A 16,762-nucleotide genomic window follows, 5' to 3' on the forward strand; every position below is an offset into this window, starting at 1 on the left:
ATCTCAATGTTTGAGAGACTGATTCGCTTCGCGATAGCACACCGCTGGCTCGTCATGCTGGCTGTTATCGCTGTCGCAGCGCTGGGCGTTTACAGCTACCAGAAGCTGCCGATCGATGCCGTGCCGGACATTACCAACGTCCAGGTCCAAATCAACACGTCAGCGCCCGGATATTCGCCGCTTGAGGTCGAGCAGCGCATAACGTATCCGGTAGAGACCGCGATGGCGGGCCTGCCTGATCTGGAACAGACGCGTTCCATCTCGCGCTACGGTCTGTCCCAGGTAACCGTCATCTTCAAGGACGGGACCGACATCTACTTCGCGCGCCAGCTGGTCAACGAGCGAATTCAGGAAGCAAAGGACAAGCTGCCACCTGGCGCCGCGCCTGCGATGGGGCCGACTTCAACCGGGCTCGGCGAGATTTATCTGTGGACAGTCGAAGCTGACGCCGCGGCGCACAAGCCGGATGGGACACGCTATACATCCGCGGACCTGCGCGAGCTTCAGGACTGGGTCATCAAGCCCCAGCTCCGCAACGTACCAGGCGTCACCGAGGTCAATTCCATCGGTGGTTTCGTCAAGGAGTTCCGCGTCGCACCGAATCCGACCAAGCTGATGTCATACGGTTTGACGCTGGCAGACGTGGTTCGCGCGCTCGAGCGTAATAATGACAACGTGGGTGCCGGATATATCGAAAAGCGCGGTGAACAATATCTGGTGCGCGTGCCTGGGCAGGCACGCTCGGTCGAGGATATCTCCAATGTGGTGCTGACAAACGTCGGCGGCGTACCTGTGCGCGTGAAAGATGTCGGGCAGGTCGATATCGGTCGCGAATTGCGAACGGGCGCGGCGACGGCGAATGGCGAAGAGGTGGTGCTTGGTACCGTGTTCATGTTGATGGGAGAGAACAGTCGTACCGTCGCGAAGGCTGTCTCAGTCAAGATGGATGATGTCAATCGCACGTTACCTCCGGGCGTGCGTGCGGTGCCGGTCTACGACCGTACGGTGCTGGTCGAAAAAGCTGTGCAGACGGTGAAGAAGAACCTCCTCGAAGGTGCGGTTCTCGTTATCGTCATTCTCTTCCTGTTCCTCGGCAACATCCGGGCGGCGCTCATTACCGCGCTCGTTATCCCGCTGTCGATGCTGATGACATTCACCGGGATGGTTAATGCGAAGGTGAGCGCCAACCTCATGAGCCTCGGGGCGCTCGATTTCGGCATTATTGTGGACGGCGCGGTCGTGATTGTTGAGAACTGCGTGAGACGCCTTGCTCATGCGCAGACGCTCGCAGGGCGACCATTGAGCCGCGAAGAACGTTTCGCCGAAGTCTTCGGGGCATCGCAGGAGGCGAGGCGCGCCCTCATTTTTGGCCAGCTCATCATCATGGTCGTCTATCTGCCCATCTTTGCGCTCACGGGCGTCGAGGGCAAGATGTTCCACCCGATGGCGGTTACCGTCGTGATGGCGCTCGCCGCAGCGATGGTGCTGACGGTCACCTTCATTCCTGCCGCAGTTGCGCTGTTCATCGGTCAGCGCGTTGAAGAAAAGGAAAACTGGCTGATGGGCCGGGCACGACGGCTTTATGAGCCCGTGCTCGCCGCGTTCATGACGCGCCCAAAGCGTGTGCTGGTCGGCGCAGTAGTGATTGTCACGCTGACCATGGGGCTGGCGACACGACTTGGCAGCGAGTTCATCCCGAGCCTGAACGAGGGCGACCTTGCCGTTGCCGCGCTACGCATTCCCGGCACGAGCCTCTCACAGTCGGTGGACATGCAGAAGTCCATCGAGAAGACGCTCAAACAGCGGTTTCCAGAAATCGACCGTGTTTTCGCACGGACGGGTACGGCAGAAATCGCCGCAGACCCGATGCCACCAAACCTGTCCGACGGTTACGTCATGCTAAAACCGACAGACAAGTGGCCCGACCCGAACAAGTCGCGTGACCAGCTCGTGCAGGAAATTGAGGCCGCGCTCGCGGAACTGCCGGGCAATGCGTATGAGTTCTCACAGCCTATCCAGTTGCGTTTTAACGAGTTGATTTCGGGCGTGCGTAGCGACGTGGCAGTCAAAGTGTTCGGCGACGACATGGCCGTGCTCAATGGAACCGGCGAGAAGATTGCGGCGGCGCTTCAAAAAGTGCCAGGTGCGTCGGAGGTTAAGGTCGAGCAGACCACCGGATTGCCGGTTCTTACCATCAACCTGGACCGCGACAAACTCGCACGGTACGGCGTGACAGTAGGAGACATTCAGGACACGGTTGCAGCTGCTGTCGGTGGGCAGAAAGCGGGCACGCTGTTTCAGGGGGACCGGCGATTTGATATCGTGGTCCGGTTGCGGGACGAGCTTCGCTCGGATATCGAGGCGATTAAGCGGCTGCCGATTGCGTTACCATTTTCGCCGCAAGGCGTCGCGAGCGGCCCGGTGGTCCAGGCGCCGTACGTCCCGCTTGCGGAGCTGGCGACGGTCGAGGTTGCCCCGGGCCCCAATCAAATCAGCCGGGAGGACGGCAAGCGGCGCGTGGTCGTGAGCGCGAATGTGCGCGGCCGTGACGTGGGCTCGTTCGTCGCGGATGCGCGCGAGAAGATTCAACAGGACGTTCAGGTTCCCTCGGGTTACTGGTTGTCGTGGGGTGGACAGTTCGAGCAATTGCAGAGCGCGAGTGAGAGATTGAAACTCGTCGTCCCGCTCGCGCTCTTCATGGTGTTCGTCCTCCTTTTCATCATGTTCAATAATGTGAAGGACGGCTTGCTGGTGTTCACGGGTATCCCGTTCGCACTGAGTGGCGGAGTGCTGTCGCTATGGATGAGGGGCATCCCACTGTCCATCACCGCCGCCGTCGGGTTCATCGCGCTGTCAGGCGTCGCCGTACTGAACGGGCTCGTCATGATTTCCTTTATCCGTAATCTGCGCGGGGAAGGTGTGCAACTGGATGTGGCTGTTCGCGACGGAGCGGTGACGCGGCTCCGGCCGGTATTGATGACTGCGCTGGTGGCGTCGCTTGGCTTTTTGCCGATGGCATTCGCGACGGGCACAGGCTCGGAAGTGCAGCGCCCGCTGGCGACAGTTGTAATTGGTGGCATCCTGTCGTCGACGGCTCTGACATTGCTGGTTCTTCCTGTCCTGTATCGGGTCGCCCATTCAGCGTCGTTTCGTTCCGTCGTTATGGACGGGTTGGTAAAACGGGCGTCAGGTCGGCTACTGCGCTGGTTCGGTATTCCTTCGAGGTAGTGTTCAATGCGGATTCTTTTAGTGGAAGATGAGCCGAAGACCGGTGTCTATCTTCGTAAAGGCCTGGCGGAGGCTGGGTACGTCGTTGACTGGGTCGAAGATGGCATCACCGGCCAGCATCAGGCCGAGACGGAGGACTATGACCTCCTCATACTCGACGTGATGCTGCCTGGGCAGGACGGCTGGACTCTGCTGCAAAATCTTCGGCGCTCGAGGTCGACTCCGGTGCTGTTTCTGACGGCGCGTGACGATGTAGGAGACCGGGTAAAAGGCCTGGAACTCGGGGCAGACGACTACCTTGCGAAGCCGTTTGATTTTGTCGAACTGGTTGCCCGCGTGAGGTCCATACTCCGCCGCGGAAAGCCGGGTGAGTCGACGATGCTCAAAGTTGCGGACCTCGAACTCGACCTGACGCGGCGCAAGGCCACACGTCAGGGCGATACCGTTCTATTGACCGCGAAGGAGTTCACATTGCTGTGGCTTCTGATGCGAAAAGAGGGAGAGATTCTGCCCCGCGCGACCATTGCGTCCCAGGTCTGGGATATGAATTTCAACAGCGATACCAACGTCGTGGACTCGGCCATCAGGCGGCTCCGTTCAAAGGTTGACGACGCCTACGAACCCAAGCTCATTCATACAGTGAGGGGGATGGGGTACGTGCTCGAAGTGAGAGGCAGTGGGAATTGTTAAAGCGCCTGGTTCCACGAACCCTCCGCGCACGGCTGACTGCGCTCATCATCCTGTCGACATCGTCGATTCTCGCCGTGAGCGGATTTGCCCTCTATGAAGCACTAAGAAGCCGTATTGAGTCGACATCGGCCGAGCAGATATCTGGCACGATGTCCTCGCTGCAGGTGCATCTGACCGAGATTCAGACGACAGACGACATTGGCCGCAATGCCGAGATGTGGATAGACCAGTTGCATGGGCATCAGAACATGGACCTGGCCATCTATGACATTGCGGGCAATCGCCTGCTGAGCACGGCAGGATTTCGACCATATGCCCCGATTCTGACAACCCGGACGACGCACGCTCCGATGAGTCTCACACCGGCGCGCTCCAGGCTCCGCTACATGGTTATGACTGTTCCACTCGAGGGGGCGGTCGGGCCGTCAGTTCGCGTCGCGATTCAATATGACGGGACCAATGACCAGGCTCTTCTGCGGGCGTATGCGTACACAATCGTCATCATCGAAGTGCTCGGTGTGATGCTGGCAGCTGCGTTCGCGTATGGCATCGCAATGCTGGGCCTGAGTCCGCTTCGCCGCCTCGTGGCCCGCGCGGAAGAAATGTCGACGAGTCGCCTGGCGCACCCGTTGCCCGAGCTTGATGCATCCGGAGAACTAAAGGAGTTGGGCCACGCGTTCAACGGCATGCTTGCGCGGCTTGACGAATCGTTCACGCGGTTAAGTCAGTTTTCGTCGAATCTTGCCCATGACATGCGAACACCGTTGACCAATCTGCTTGCCGCTGCCCAGGTTGCGTTGTCGCAGACCCGGACCGCTGCAGAGTACAGGGATGTCATTGAATCGAGCATCGACGAATATCAACGCCTGTCCAGGATGATTGAGGACATGCTTTTTCTGGCGCGCTCGGAGCAAACCGACGAGCCCCTGTCTGTGCGAAATCTGGATGCTGCCCATGAGGCAGAACGCGTCGCCGGCTATTACGAGTCGATGGCGCAGGACGCCGAGGTCACAATTGAGGTGAAGGGAAGCGGTACCGTCTGCGCGGACCTTCTTCTCTACCAGCGCGCGCTGAGCAACCTGCTATCCAATGCCCTCGCGCACGCCCCGAAAGGGTCGACAATAACGATTGACTGCAGGGAAGAGTCAGACTCGACAACGATTGCCGTATCGGACACCGGCCCCGGAATCGGAGCGCAACATCTCACTCGGATATTCGAGCGGTTCTACCGTGTTGACCCGTCCAGGCACAACTCGGCTTCCGGCACCGGACTTGGGCTGGCCATCGTAAAGTCAATAATGGACAGCCACGGAGGGCGATGCGGCGTGGAGAGCGCGCCTCACGTTCGCACAGCTTTCTGGTTGCGCTTCCCGCGCCGCGAGTCCTGAACCAACCGCACCATTGACGGCGCCGCTGCCCGCCTGTGGCGGACAGTCACCGTGCGCGGAGGCTGACGCACATCGCGCCCAGGCCGCCGGGCGGCTTTCGTCCGGCGGCGCTCACGTTTATCGAGCAGCGAGGCTGTCATGATGGTCGGCCGTTGGCGCAGTTTCGCCTGCATGCCTCAAAATCGCATGAAGTTCCTTGTTGCGGGCAATAGTGTCAGCGTTCGGCGGGTACTGCGTTTTGCTTACTGGTGTCACGCCGTCATGCTGAGCCCGAATCAGTTCCTCGCGAACTTGTTCGCGAGACTTGCCTTGCGCCTGCGCCGCCTGGGAAGCTGCGCCAATAGACACTATTGCTGCCACGGAAAGTGCGAAGAGTTTTGCAGCTTTCATTTGAATCTCCTTTGTTACGACCACCGGTTGGCGAGTCAGGCGTCCAGTATGAGTAGCCGACAGTGCGCAATCGTGACCGCCACATGGGAAAAATGTCAGATTCGCCGCTCTAACGACCCGCGGTGACGCGCCTGCACGATAAGCCCCTGCGTCTCGGTCAGAGGGTCGAAAGGCCGTTGTCTTGAACGGACTCTGCCATGCCTAACCTGGCAGCCACGCTGTTTGTGCTTACCTGCCTGCGACGGTTGCTTGCGGGATGAAGCCACGTTCACTTTTGCAATTGAGTGGAGGTGGGTACGTCCGGGGCTCAAATGAGATTTTCGTCACGTTGGCGTCACGTTGGCGCAGGGCCCGCGGAGCAGGATGCGTTCTCGATGTCGTTGCGGTCACTCAACCGCCGACCTTTCCTTCCCGAACCAGCTTGCAGGCCGAGGTGCACTCTTGTGCTGTTCGTTTCGCTGCCCGTCTAACGTGAAAGCGGTCGCTTGCGGGGAGGCCGTCCGCCTCCACATCATGGTGAAACATGCGCGTATTCTTGTTGAAATCTCTCTTCGCGGCCGTTATTGTCGCAAGTCTCGCCGGATGTGCTACGCCCGACAGCAAGCCGATAGTCGCTGGCGACACATCGCCCCGAGTTCAGGAGACGAAGGCGTTGACGGACCTTGCGCCGGGCGAACAGGTGGACTATGCCGGCCATCGCTGTGGGAATCCAAACCTGCACGTTAAGACGCACCTGTGTATTTTCCCGCGCCGATAGCGATGCCATTCTCGCGTCAATAGACACAGTTGTGCGTGAGTAATCGCCAGTGGGCGTTGGCTGTGTGCGATGATTTTTGAACTACACCTTGGGACATGAACGTATGAAGCTCGAATTTTACAGGATTACCCAGAAGACGATTTTGGGGTTGGTGCTGGGTATTGTTTCATGCTACACATTTGGCGGCACACCAACCATGAACTGGGAAATAGACTCAAAAGGGAGTCCAATTACCATTTTAACGTTTGGGTTAACTGTCAACGCGACAGCGAGTCGCGATGAATTTTATTTTGCCAACCAATTCGGATTTACAGGCGGTGGGGGTATTGGATATATTGGAATGCAGCCCACGGCTTATACGTCGGATGGAGAAATGCAATTTAGAGTTTTATTCAGTAGCTTCCGAAAAGGAACGGTACCGTTGTATCCGAGTTGCAAAGGTGGCGCTGACGGCTCCACGGATGGAGCCACGTGTCGTATCTATGTTCCGGCGACTTTGGGGGCCTTGTACAAGCTAGATGTCAAAAAAGATGGGAATGTTTTGACGGGAACTGTTACAAACACGAAAACAGGTCGGGTGGATGTAATTGGAAAGTGGTCAGTAGATAATGAGGCCGGTAATTTGTCTCGAAACCAGGTTTCTTGGGTCGAAAACTATCTTATGAATAATTCGTCGTTTAAACTGACGTGCGATGTTGATGGTTGGCCATACTATGAGGTGAAATTTTCAAACCCTGTAGCCAATGGTGGGACTTTGGCCGGACAGATTTCCGAGCCCGATCAAGGCTCGACAGCATGCCCTGGCGCACTAGTTTGGGTTCACGATTCAACGGGCACTCTGCTGCAGGGGGGGTATAGATAAGGTTTTGTCGCAATAAGGAAGGCAAGTCAAACAAATGTCGGTATGGTAAGGACTACTCACGCGACCAACGAGTAGAACTGCTGCGCGGGAGTTTGCGCGATGCCACTGTCTTTCATCTGGCCTTTGACGATCATGTGCATGAACTCGATGCCGCCCAGAATGATGCGTGCACAACGGAAATTCTTGAAGCCCAGCATCGGTCGGGTGCGATGCTTGATGGCACGGTGGTCCTGGTCGACGACGTTGTTCAGATACTTCTTCTGGCGGATCCTGATCGGCGCCTCACATTCAGCGTTCAGCGTTGAGCGCCTGTAGCGCCGCCAGATTTGATCCGCTTTTATCAATCGTCACGGTCTCCGGCTCGCCGTTCTGGGCAATCGCCTTCTCGAAGTAGCACCGGGCCGCAACCTTGTCACGATGGGCTCGCAGCAGGAAATCGATCGTGTTGCCAGCTTGGTCAGCATCACATCGAGCGGATAGTGCAGACGCTTGAGCACCTTCGCCACAGCCGGATTCAGGTTCTGCTTCATCGATCAGATCGTTCGTTCTCGGGACTTCAGCATAGCAGGTCCCTTATTGCGACAAAGCCCCGAACACTGGACCTGCTCGCCGAGCGTCACGGTTTCCCCAAAGTGCATTGATGAAATAGGCACGCGTGCTCCATGCATCGAGCTGATTTGCATATCTGAAATGGTCGTTTTGCCGGCGTGTCGAGGCCCTTTAGGATGGCCTGATTTTCTGCCCCTCACGCGAAGCTCAATATCATGTCTACCGTTGCCTATCCGTCGAGCGCAATCGACTCATCAGCCGCGCACACTGCCGGTGCTTCCGCTTCCCACATCATCCGCTCCGCGCAAGATGTGTCGCGTCTCGTCAACGCGGGCGCCGCGAAAGGCAGCAATGCGCGGGTGGTGATCGCCATCGCATTAGGCGGCGTGTTTCTCGATGCCTACGATCTGACCTCGCTTGCATACGGCGTGAAAGACATTGCCCGCCAGTTTGCGTTGAGCCCGGTGCAGGTCGGCTTCGTGTCATCGGCGATTACTTTCGGCGCGATTCTCGGCGCATTGTTCGGCGGTTATCTGACTGACCGCATCGGCCGATACCGGGTGTTCATGGCCGACATGCTGTTCTTCGTGGTCGCTGCGATCGCCGCCGGACTCGCGCCGAACGCATGGGTGCTCGGCGGCGCGCGCTTTTTAATGGGTTTCGGCGTGGGGCTCGACTTGCCGGTGGCGATGGCTTTTCTCGCGGAGTTTTCCCGCGTGGCGGGCAAGGGCAACAAGGCGGCCAGTGTCGCGGCGTGGTGCCCGGCGTGGTATGCGGCCACCAGTACCTGCTATTTGCTGATCCTCGGGCTCTACGCGATTTTGCCGGATGCGCACCTTGGCTGGCTGTGGCGCCTGACGCTCGCGTTCGGCGCGGTCCCGGCGATCGTGATCATTCTGGTGCGCAGCCGCTATATCAGCGAATCGCCGGTTTGGGCAGCCAATCAGGGCGATCTTGAAGAAGCCGCGCGGATTCTGAAGCGTTCATACGGCATCGACGCCGTGGTGGAGCGCGGCACTGCGCCGGTCAAGGCGCCGCGCGCCGCGTCGTGGCGCAACTACGGCGTGCTGTTCAACGCGACGTATCGGCGCCGCACGATTCTCGCCGCCGTGATCGGCAGTGCCTCGTCGTTCGGATATAACGCGATCATTTTCGGTTTGCCGGTGATCATCACGAGCTTCTTCCATCAGGGGCCGCTTACGACGATCATTGCCGCATTGGCGTTGAATCTGGGGTTCGCGTTCGTCGGCGGCTTGATCGGCGTGAAGACCGCGCCGACCGTCGGCGCGTGGAAGATGACCGTATTGGGGCTCTCGTTGCAGTTCGTATCGCTGATCGGCCTTGCGTTGATCGGCAAGCCGGGGAGTGGCGTCCTGGTCGTGCTGGCCATCCTGTTGCTCGGCGGCTATCTGTTCGGACAGGGCCTCGGTCCCGGCTCGCATTCGATGACCTATGCGTCGCTGAGCTACCCGACCTCGCTGCGCGGTATCGGCGTGGGTTTCAATCAGACGCTGGTGCGCTCCGCATCGACGATTTCGCTGTTTCTGTTCCCCGTGCTGGCGGCGGCGCTCGGCACCAAGGTGTTCTGGGTCATCGCGATCGCGCCGCTGACGTCGCTGCTATTCCTTTCGTTGATTCACTGGGAGCCGTCGAATTACGACATCGACGGCGAAGATTACCTGGTGTCGGCAGACAAATGAGCAAAGCGAAATTTGTTGGTTGGGACCTGCCCGGACCGACGCGATACCTGGATTTCCGGCAGTACTGCGCAGCCTGTGTCGACGTATTCGTCCGAGTCGCGTTAGAACATCGGGTTTATCACTCCAGCAGATAACCGTATCGGATTTGCTTCGTTGTCGTCGCGGCCGTGCGCCGGTAAATTCGTCTGACTGCGCCCTCGTGGGCGTCCTCCGAACAGATTCGATGAAGCGTTTCCTGTGACAACTGCCATTGCATCCACCACGGCCGGCGATCCCGGCCACGCTAGCCCAGCCCGGCGTATCGAGATTCGCGCTTTCGGCGGCCCTGTCGGCGCTGAAGTGCTGGGTCTCGATCTCAACCAGCCGTTGAGCAGCGAAGATTTCGCGCGCATTCGCCGCGCGCACCTTGATCACCATGTGCTGGTGTTCCGCGATCAACGCATCACGCCGGATCAGCAGATCGCGTTCAGCCGCCGTTTCGGCCCGCTGCAGATCCATGTGCTGCATCAATTCCAGTTGCCGGGCTACCCGGAAGTGCTGGTCGTATCGAACATCGTCGAGAACGGTCGGCCGATCGGTCTGGGCGATGCCGGGCATTACTGGCATTCCGATCTGTCGTACAAGGAAAAGCCGAGCCTGGGTTCGCTGCTGCATGCGCAGGAATTGCCGTCGGAAGGCGGCGACACGTTGTTCGCCAACATGCACCTCGCGTGGGACACCTTGCCCGCGCATTTGCGCAGCGCCGTGCGGGGGCGCTCGGCGGAGCACACGTATCTTGCGAAATACGCGGAATTGCAGAAACGCAGCCCGTGGCGGCCGAATCTTTCTGCCGAGCAGATCGCACAAGTGAAGCCGGTGGTGCAGCCAATCGTGCGCACGCATCCGGAGACGGGGCGTAAGGCGCTTTTCGTCAGCGAGCATTTCACGACCCGCGTGATCGGGCTGCCCGAAGACGAGAGCAAACAATTGCTCGAGGAGATTTTTGCGCACAGCGTGCGTCCCGAGCATCTGTACCGGCATCAGTGGGCCGAGCACGACATGGTGTTCTGGGACAACCGTTCGTTGATGCATCTCGCCGCCGGCACGCCGGACCATCTGCGCCGCAAGCTCTATCGCACGACTATCGAAGGCGATGTGCCGTTCTGACGGCAACTTTGCCCGCTTCAACCATCGCACGCTAACCGGAGTTCCGATGCTCGCCAAGTTTCGCCCGACCGCTGCGCGGTTATCCTTTGCTCGCCGTTTGACCGCAACGATCCTGACCTTATCGATGGGCGCGGCCGGCTTCGGCGCAGCCGTACCCGCGCATGCTGAAGGACAGATCCGCATTGCCGAGCAGTTCGGGATTGTCTATCTGCTGCTGAACGTGGCGCGCGATCAGCAATTCGTCGAGAAAGAAGGGCGTAAGCAGGGGCTCGACATCAAGGTGGACTGGGCGAAGCTGTCGGGCGGCGCCGCCGTCAACGATGCGCTGCTCTCAGGCGCGGTGGATATCGCGGGCGCCGGCGTCGGCCCGTTGCTGACGATCTGGGACCGCACGCACGGCAGGCAGAACGTGAAGGGCGTCGCGTCGCTGGGCAATTTGCCGTATTACCTCGTGAGCAACAATCCCGAAGTGAAGACGATCGCCGATTTCTCCGAGAAGGACCGCATCGCGGTACCGGCCGTCACCGTCTCGGTGCAATCGCGCGTGCTGCAATACGCGGCGGCGAAACGCTGGGGCGACAAGGATTACAACCGGCTCGACAAGCTCACCCAGGCATTGCCGCATCCGGATGCGGCCGCGGCGATTATCGCGGGCGGCACGGAAATCACCGGGCATTTCGGCAATCCGCCGTTTCAGGAGCAGGAGCTGGCCGGCAATCCGAAGGCGCATATCGTGCTGAACTCGTATGACGTGCTGGGAGGCCCGAGTTCGGCAACGGTTCTATACGCAACCGGGAAATTCCGCGACGACAATCCGAAGACCTACCGGGCATTCGTCGATGCGCTGGCCGACGCGGCGCGTTTCGTGACAGCGAATCCGGATGCCGCTGCGGATATTTACATCCGTACCAATCAATCGAAGATCGACCGCGATCTGCTGCTGAAGGTGATCAGGAATCCGCAAGTGCAATTCAAGGTCACGCCGCAGAACACGCTTGGGCTCGCGCAGTTCATGTATCGCGTCGGGGCGATCAGGAACGAGCCGAAGTCATGGAAGGACTATTTCTTCGACGATCCGGCGACGGCGGCGGGAAGCTGATCATGGCGTTTTTCTCCAACTTCGCTAGACATTCATCGGCCCGTATGGTCTGCTTACAGGGAGCGATCTGATGGTGGCTAATCCCACGCTGCTGTTTCCCAACCGCGCTGAGCAAGCAGGCAGTCCGCCGCTTGCGGACGGCCCGGCGACCAGTGAAAAGTTGCTCGCGGTCGAGCACGTCAACCTCGAATACCGCACCCGCGAGCGGATCGTCCGCGCCACGCACGACGTGAGCTTCGACGTCTACGGCGGTGACCGCTTCGTGCTGCTTGGACCGTCCGGTTGCGGCAAGTCGACCTTGCTCAAAGCAGTCGCGGGTTTCATTCAACCGAGCTCGGGCAGCATCTCGCTCGACGGCGAAGCCGTACGTGGCCCCGGCGCCGATCGCATCGTCGTTTTTCAGGAGTTCGACCAGTTGCCGCCGTGGAAGACGGTTCTGCAAAATGTCGCGTTCCCGCTGCGCGTAGCGAAAAAGCGCTCGCGTGCGGAATCCAACGAGCGTGCGCTGCATTATCTGGAGAAGGTGGGTCTCGCTTCGTTTGCTCATGCTTATCCGCACACTTTGTCGGGCGGCATGAAGCAACGGGTCGCGATTGCCCGCGCGCTGGCCATGCAACCGCGCGTGCTGCTGATGGACGAACCCTTTGCCGCGCTCGATGCGCTCACCCGCCGCAAGATGCAGGAGGAACTGCTGCGCTTGTGGGAAGAGGTGAACTTCACCTTGCTGTTCGTCACGCATTCGATCGAAGAGGCACTCGTGGTCGGCAACCGGATTCTGTTGCTGTCGCCGCATCCCGGGCGTGTGCGGGCCGAGCTCAACAGCCACCAATATTCGCAGGACAGTTTCGGGCGCAGCGATTTTCAGCGCGGCGTCGCGCGTATTCATCACCTGTTGTTCGAGCAGACGGAGGCCGTGCAATGAGTTCTCCCGTCACCTTGCTGCCGCCGGTTCGCGAAGAGTATGAACGTCCGCTCGAACCGCTCGGTGAACTTGCGCTCGAAGCGCCGCTGCCGCTCGGCAAGCGGATTTTTGCGCAAGCCTGGTTGCGCAAGACGTTGATTGCGCTGGTGCTGATCGCCGTGTGGGAGATCGCCGCGCGCGCCGTCGATAACGATTTGCTGTTGCCGACTTTCGGCGCGACCTTCAGTGCCTTCGTACAAGGTATCTGGTCCGGCGAACTGCTGCAGAAAACCGCTGTGTCGATGTCGGTTCTGTTGCGCGGCTATCTGCTGGGCGCCGTGCTCGCGTTCGTGTTGACGTCGCTGGCTGTGTCGACACGCGTGGGCCGCGATTTCCTGTCGATGCTGACCGCGATGTTCAATCCGTTGCCTTCGATCGCACTGTTGCCGCTCGCGTTGCTGTGGTTCGGCTTGGGGACCGGCAGCTTGCTGTTCGTCCTGGTGCACTCGGTGTTGTGGCCGCTTGCGCTCAATACATACTCCGGTTTTCAGTCGGTGCCCGCGACGCTGCGCATGACGGGCCGCAACTACGGGCTGACCGGCTTGCGTCACGTCCTACTGATTCTGGTGCCGGCGGCGTTGCCGTCGATTCTCGCCGGCTTGCGCGTTGGCTGGGCATTTGCTTGGCGTACGCTGATTGCGGCCGAACTCGTATTCGGCGCGAGTTCCGGCAACGGTGGCCTTGGCTGGTACATCTTCCAGAATCGCAACGAGTTGTACACGGATCGCGTTTTCGCTGGGCTGGCGGCGGTGATCGTGATCGGCTTGCTGGTCGAGCATCTGGTGTTCGATACGCTCGAGCGCATCACCGTGCGGCGCTGGGGTGTGCAGCATTAGCAGACAGTGTGGGAGAGGCGGGCAGGCGATGGGAAAGGGCGAATCGTGGGATTCGCCCTTTTCCATTCAGCGCCGCCTGTCATCGACAGTGGCTCCGCCTCGGGCCGCTACCTTCCGCGCGAATGATATTCTTGCTCGCAAAAGTGCGACCGTCGTTTCGACCTTCATAGCGCGGCAACCCCATGGAAAACCTCCTCAAAAAACTCGACCTCACTTCGCTGCGCCTGTTCGTTGCCGTCTGCCAGGAGCAGAACATCGCGCGCGCGGCCGAACGCGAGTTCATCGCGTCTTCCGCGGTGAGCCGGCGCATCGCCGAGATCGAGGCGCTGATCGGCCTGCCGGTGATACAGCGCCAGTCGCGCGGCATCACGGTGACACCGGTCGGCGAGACCGTGCTGCGCTATGCGCAGGCGATCATCGGCAACATCGAACAGATGAGCGCCGAATTGTCGCGCTTTTCTTCGGGCGCGAAGGGCCGTGTGCGCGTGGTGGCGAATCTGTCGTCGATCGTGCAGTTCTTGCCGGAAGACGTCGCGGCGTTCGGGCGCGCGTTTCCCGAAGTGTCGATCGAACTGGAAGAGGAGAACAGCGCGGACGTGCTGCGTATCGTCGACGAGCATGGCGCGGACTTCGGCATCTGCAACGCGGTGGCCGGCAGCGAGGCATTCGAGCAGGTACCGTATCGGGAAGACCGCCTTGCGGTGCTGGTGCCGGGCGGCCATCGTCTGGCCGACGCGTCGCGCGTGACGTTCGACGACCTGCTCGGCGATAGCTTCGTCGGCCTGCGCAGCGAGAGCGCGCTGACGCAGCTTCTCACACAGCAGGCGGCGAACGCCGGCCGGCGGCTCGACGTGAAGATCCGCGTCAGCAGTCTCGACGCATTGTGCAGGATGGTGCACGCGGGGCTCGGCATCGCGATTGTGCCTGAGCAGGTCGGCCTGCTTTATCTGAATGCGCTCGACGTCCGCCTGCTGGCGCTCGGCGATGCCTGGGCGGCGAGGCGTCTGGTGATGATCTTCAAGGCCCGCGACCAGTTGAGCGCCAGCGCGGCGGCGCTGGTGGGGTTTCTCGGCAACCAACCGTAGCGCGCGGCCCAGCAGCGTTCGCCAAACGAGACGTCAGCGTTGCCGGACCGGCACTTCGGCATTGCCCTTGCGCGCCTTATAGTGAGCGCAAGGAGAATGCAATGGAAGATACGATTCGTCTGGACGGCCGCGTGCTGTATCTGTCGGAAGACCCCGCGGTGCTCGAGGCGCAGCTCGCGGGCGAAAATTTCACGCGTGCCACGGCCGGAGCGCTGCGCGATAACGTTTCCACCGACGAAATCACGCCAGTCACTGTGATGCTCACTTACGACGAGCGCCTCGGCCAATATCCCTACGTTGGTTTCAAGGCCGGCGAGCGCATGCCGATCGGCCGCAATGCGATCAGGGACGGCGGCTTCCAGGTGACGGTGGCGGGCAAGCGCTACGGCAAGGGTTCTTCGCGCGAATCGAGTCCGTTGGCGGAGTTGTCGGCGGGAATCCGCTTGATCGTCGCGGAGAGTTTCGAGCGTATCTATCAGCAGAACTGCGACAACATCGGCATTCTCACCACGACCGATTTCTCGGTGCTCGATCGTCTGATCGCGGGCGAAGCGGTGCCGATCGACGAATTCCTCAAAGGCCGCGATGCGCTCACGCAGCAGATCATTCGCAGCGGCGGCCTGCTTGCGTACAGCAAGTTCGCGGACTGGCCGGCGCCGCGTGTGCGTGATGTTATGAGCGCGGCTGGCACGCATGCCGCGGCGGAGCGCAAAACGCTGGTGGAGAAGATCATCGAGCGGCATCTTCATCCGGGCATTGAACGCGCGCAACGCGGCGACGGCGTGTTCATCGCCGCCGACTGGCGCTTCAGCCACGATTACTTCACCGGCATGTGCGCGCATCTGATGCATCGCGCGTTCGGCAAGCCCGCGCCGTTGCATGCGCCGGATCACATCATCGCGTTTCAGGACCATCTGGTGCTCGCCGCGCAAAGCATTCCGCACGTGCGCGACGGTTTGCTGCCGGGCGTCGCCAATCTGATGGAAGGGCATACGTCCTTCTCGCGCGACTATCCGGTGCGCTCGCATGGCGCGCTCGACGGCACGCCCGGTTCCGAAGGCATCTGTCATGCGCTGATGGCGGAGCAGTACGCGTTGCCGGGGCAGGTTGCATGCGGCACCGATTCGCACACGCCTCATTCGGGTTCGCTCGGCTGTCTCGCATTCGGTGCGGGCGCAACGGAAATCGCCAATAGCTGGGTGACGGGCTACGTGCGCTGCAAAGTGCCGGAAACCTTGCGCATCGAAATCGACGGGACCTTGCGCGACGGCGTGACCGCCAAGGACGTCGTGCTGCATCTGTTGCAAATGGATGCGATCCGCTCGGGCGGCGCGATCGGACTGGTGTTCGAATACGGCGGCGAAGCAGTGCGCGCGATGTCGATCGACGAGCGCGGGACGCTGACCAACATGGTCGCGGAATTGGGCGGCTTCACCGGCATTGTCGAGCCGGACGAACGCACCGTGGCGTTTCTGAAGGAGCGGCGCGGTGTCGATTTCGTCCTCGAAAACTGGATGAAAAGCGATGTGGGCGCGACCTATCGCGACACGATCCGCATCGACGCCACCGCAATCGAGCCGATGCTCGCGCGTCCCGGCGATCCGGGCAACGGCGTGCCCGCGCCGCAACTGGAGCAGGACGTCGCCATCGATATCGCGTACGGCGGCTCATGCACCGCGGGCAAGCGCGAAGACTTCGACTTCTATCATGAGGTGTTGCGCTGGGGCGTGGAGCAGGGCATGCGGGTGCCCGACGGCAAGCGTCTGTTCCTGCAATTCGGCACGATGGCGGTGCGCACGTATTGCGACGAGCAAGGCTATTTGCCGGTATTCGAGCGCGCCGGCGTGACGCTCGTGATGCCGGGCTGCGGCTCGTGCGCGAACTGCGGACCGGGGCAGTCCGCCAATGCGAACGAGGTGACGATCAGCGCGATCAACCGAAATTTCCCCGGCCGTTCGGGACCGGGCAATGTGTGGCTCGCGAGTCCGTACACGGTCGCGGCGAGCGCGCTGGCCGGGAAAATTACCACCTTCGAACAATTGAAGCGCACACGCGGCTAGAATGCTGGCCG

12 protein-coding genes and 1 pseudogene are annotated in these 16,762 nt (G+C 60.4%); 11 read left to right on the forward strand and 2 right to left on the reverse strand.

Annotated elements, in window-relative coordinates; translation table 11 throughout:
* Positions 1-6 precede the first annotated feature (6 nt).
* The 3 genes from WN982_RS28210 to WN982_RS28220 are packed head-to-tail and all read left to right on the forward strand — an operon-like array spanning position 7 to position 5,306.
* Entirely contained in the window at positions 7-3,228 is a 3,222-nt protein-coding gene (locus WN982_RS28210; RefSeq protein WP_341318869.1) for a CusA/CzcA family heavy metal efflux RND transporter, read from the forward strand.
* Between the two features lie 6 nt (positions 3,229-3,234).
* Complete coding sequence (gene irlR / locus WN982_RS28215) at positions 3,235-3,918, forward strand: heavy metal response regulator transcription factor IrlR (protein WP_341318870.1); 684 nt, start codon at positions 3,235-3,237, stop codon at positions 3,916-3,918.
* A complete protein-coding gene (locus WN982_RS28220; protein WP_341318871.1) occupies positions 3,912-5,306 on the forward strand; it encodes a heavy metal sensor histidine kinase in 1,395 nt (464 codons plus the stop codon). Before irlR ends, WN982_RS28220 begins: the two co-directional genes overlap by 7 nt.
* A 117-nt stretch (positions 5,307-5,423) precedes the next feature.
* Here the strand turns inward: WN982_RS28220 and WN982_RS28225 are convergent, their stop codons facing one another.
* Positions 5,424-5,696: a DUF4148 domain-containing protein gene (locus WN982_RS28225; RefSeq protein WP_341318872.1), complete on the reverse strand. Its 273-nt coding sequence runs from the start codon at positions 5,694-5,696 to the stop codon at positions 5,424-5,426.
* An 860-nt stretch (positions 5,697-6,556) separates the two neighbouring features.
* On the opposite strand from WN982_RS28225, the gene WN982_RS28230 reads away from it, so the two are divergent.
* Positions 6,557-7,315: a hypothetical protein gene (locus tag WN982_RS28230; RefSeq protein WP_341318873.1), complete on the forward strand. Its 759-nt coding sequence runs from the start codon at positions 6,557-6,559 to the stop codon at positions 7,313-7,315.
* A 56-nt stretch (positions 7,316-7,371) separates the two neighbouring features.
* Here WN982_RS28230 and WN982_RS28235 read toward each other — a convergent pair.
* A pseudogene (locus WN982_RS28235) lies at positions 7,372-7,774 on the reverse strand (DDE-type integrase/transposase/recombinase); the annotation flags it as partial.
* A 305-nt stretch (positions 7,775-8,079) separates the two neighbouring features.
* Between WN982_RS28235 and WN982_RS28240 the strand changes: the two are divergent.
* The 7 genes from WN982_RS28240 to WN982_RS28270 all read left to right on the forward strand — a co-directional run bounded on the left by WN982_RS28240 (position 8,080) and on the right by WN982_RS28270 (position 16,751).
* Entirely contained in the window at positions 8,080-9,564 is a 1,485-nt protein-coding gene (locus WN982_RS28240) for an MFS transporter (protein ID WP_341318874.1), read from the forward strand.
* Between the two features lie 237 nt (positions 9,565-9,801).
* Positions 9,802-10,710, forward strand: coding sequence for a TauD/TfdA family dioxygenase (locus WN982_RS28245; RefSeq protein ID WP_341318875.1), 909 nt, complete (start codon positions 9,802-9,804; stop codon positions 10,708-10,710).
* A gap of 46 nt (positions 10,711-10,756) precedes the next feature.
* Positions 10,757-11,809 (forward strand): ABC transporter substrate-binding protein, encoded by a 1,053-nt coding sequence (locus WN982_RS28250; RefSeq protein WP_341318876.1) that lies wholly within the window; start codon positions 10,757-10,759, stop codon positions 11,807-11,809.
* Positions 11,810-11,879: 70 nt separating this feature from the next.
* Positions 11,880-12,731 (forward strand): ABC transporter ATP-binding protein, encoded by an 852-nt coding sequence (locus WN982_RS28255; RefSeq protein ID WP_341318877.1) that lies wholly within the window; start codon positions 11,880-11,882, stop codon positions 12,729-12,731.
* A complete protein-coding gene (locus tag WN982_RS28260) occupies positions 12,728-13,606 on the forward strand; it encodes an ABC transporter permease (protein WP_341318878.1) in 879 nt (292 codons plus the stop codon). Before WN982_RS28255 ends, WN982_RS28260 begins: the two co-directional genes overlap by 4 nt.
* 182 nt (positions 13,607-13,788) lie before the next feature.
* Positions 13,789-14,691, forward strand: a complete 903-nt coding sequence (locus WN982_RS28265) for a LysR family transcriptional regulator (RefSeq protein WP_341318879.1) — start codon at positions 13,789-13,791, stop codon at positions 14,689-14,691.
* A gap of 101 nt (positions 14,692-14,792) precedes the next feature.
* Positions 14,793-16,751: an aconitase family protein gene (locus tag WN982_RS28270; RefSeq protein WP_341318880.1), complete on the forward strand. Its 1,959-nt coding sequence runs from the start codon at positions 14,793-14,795 to the stop codon at positions 16,749-16,751.
* Positions 16,752-16,762 lie beyond the last annotated feature (11 nt).

Source organism: Paraburkholderia sp. IMGN_8, assembly GCF_038050405.1.
In the GTDB taxonomy this organism is placed as follows: Bacteria; Pseudomonadota; Gammaproteobacteria; order Burkholderiales; family Burkholderiaceae; genus Paraburkholderia.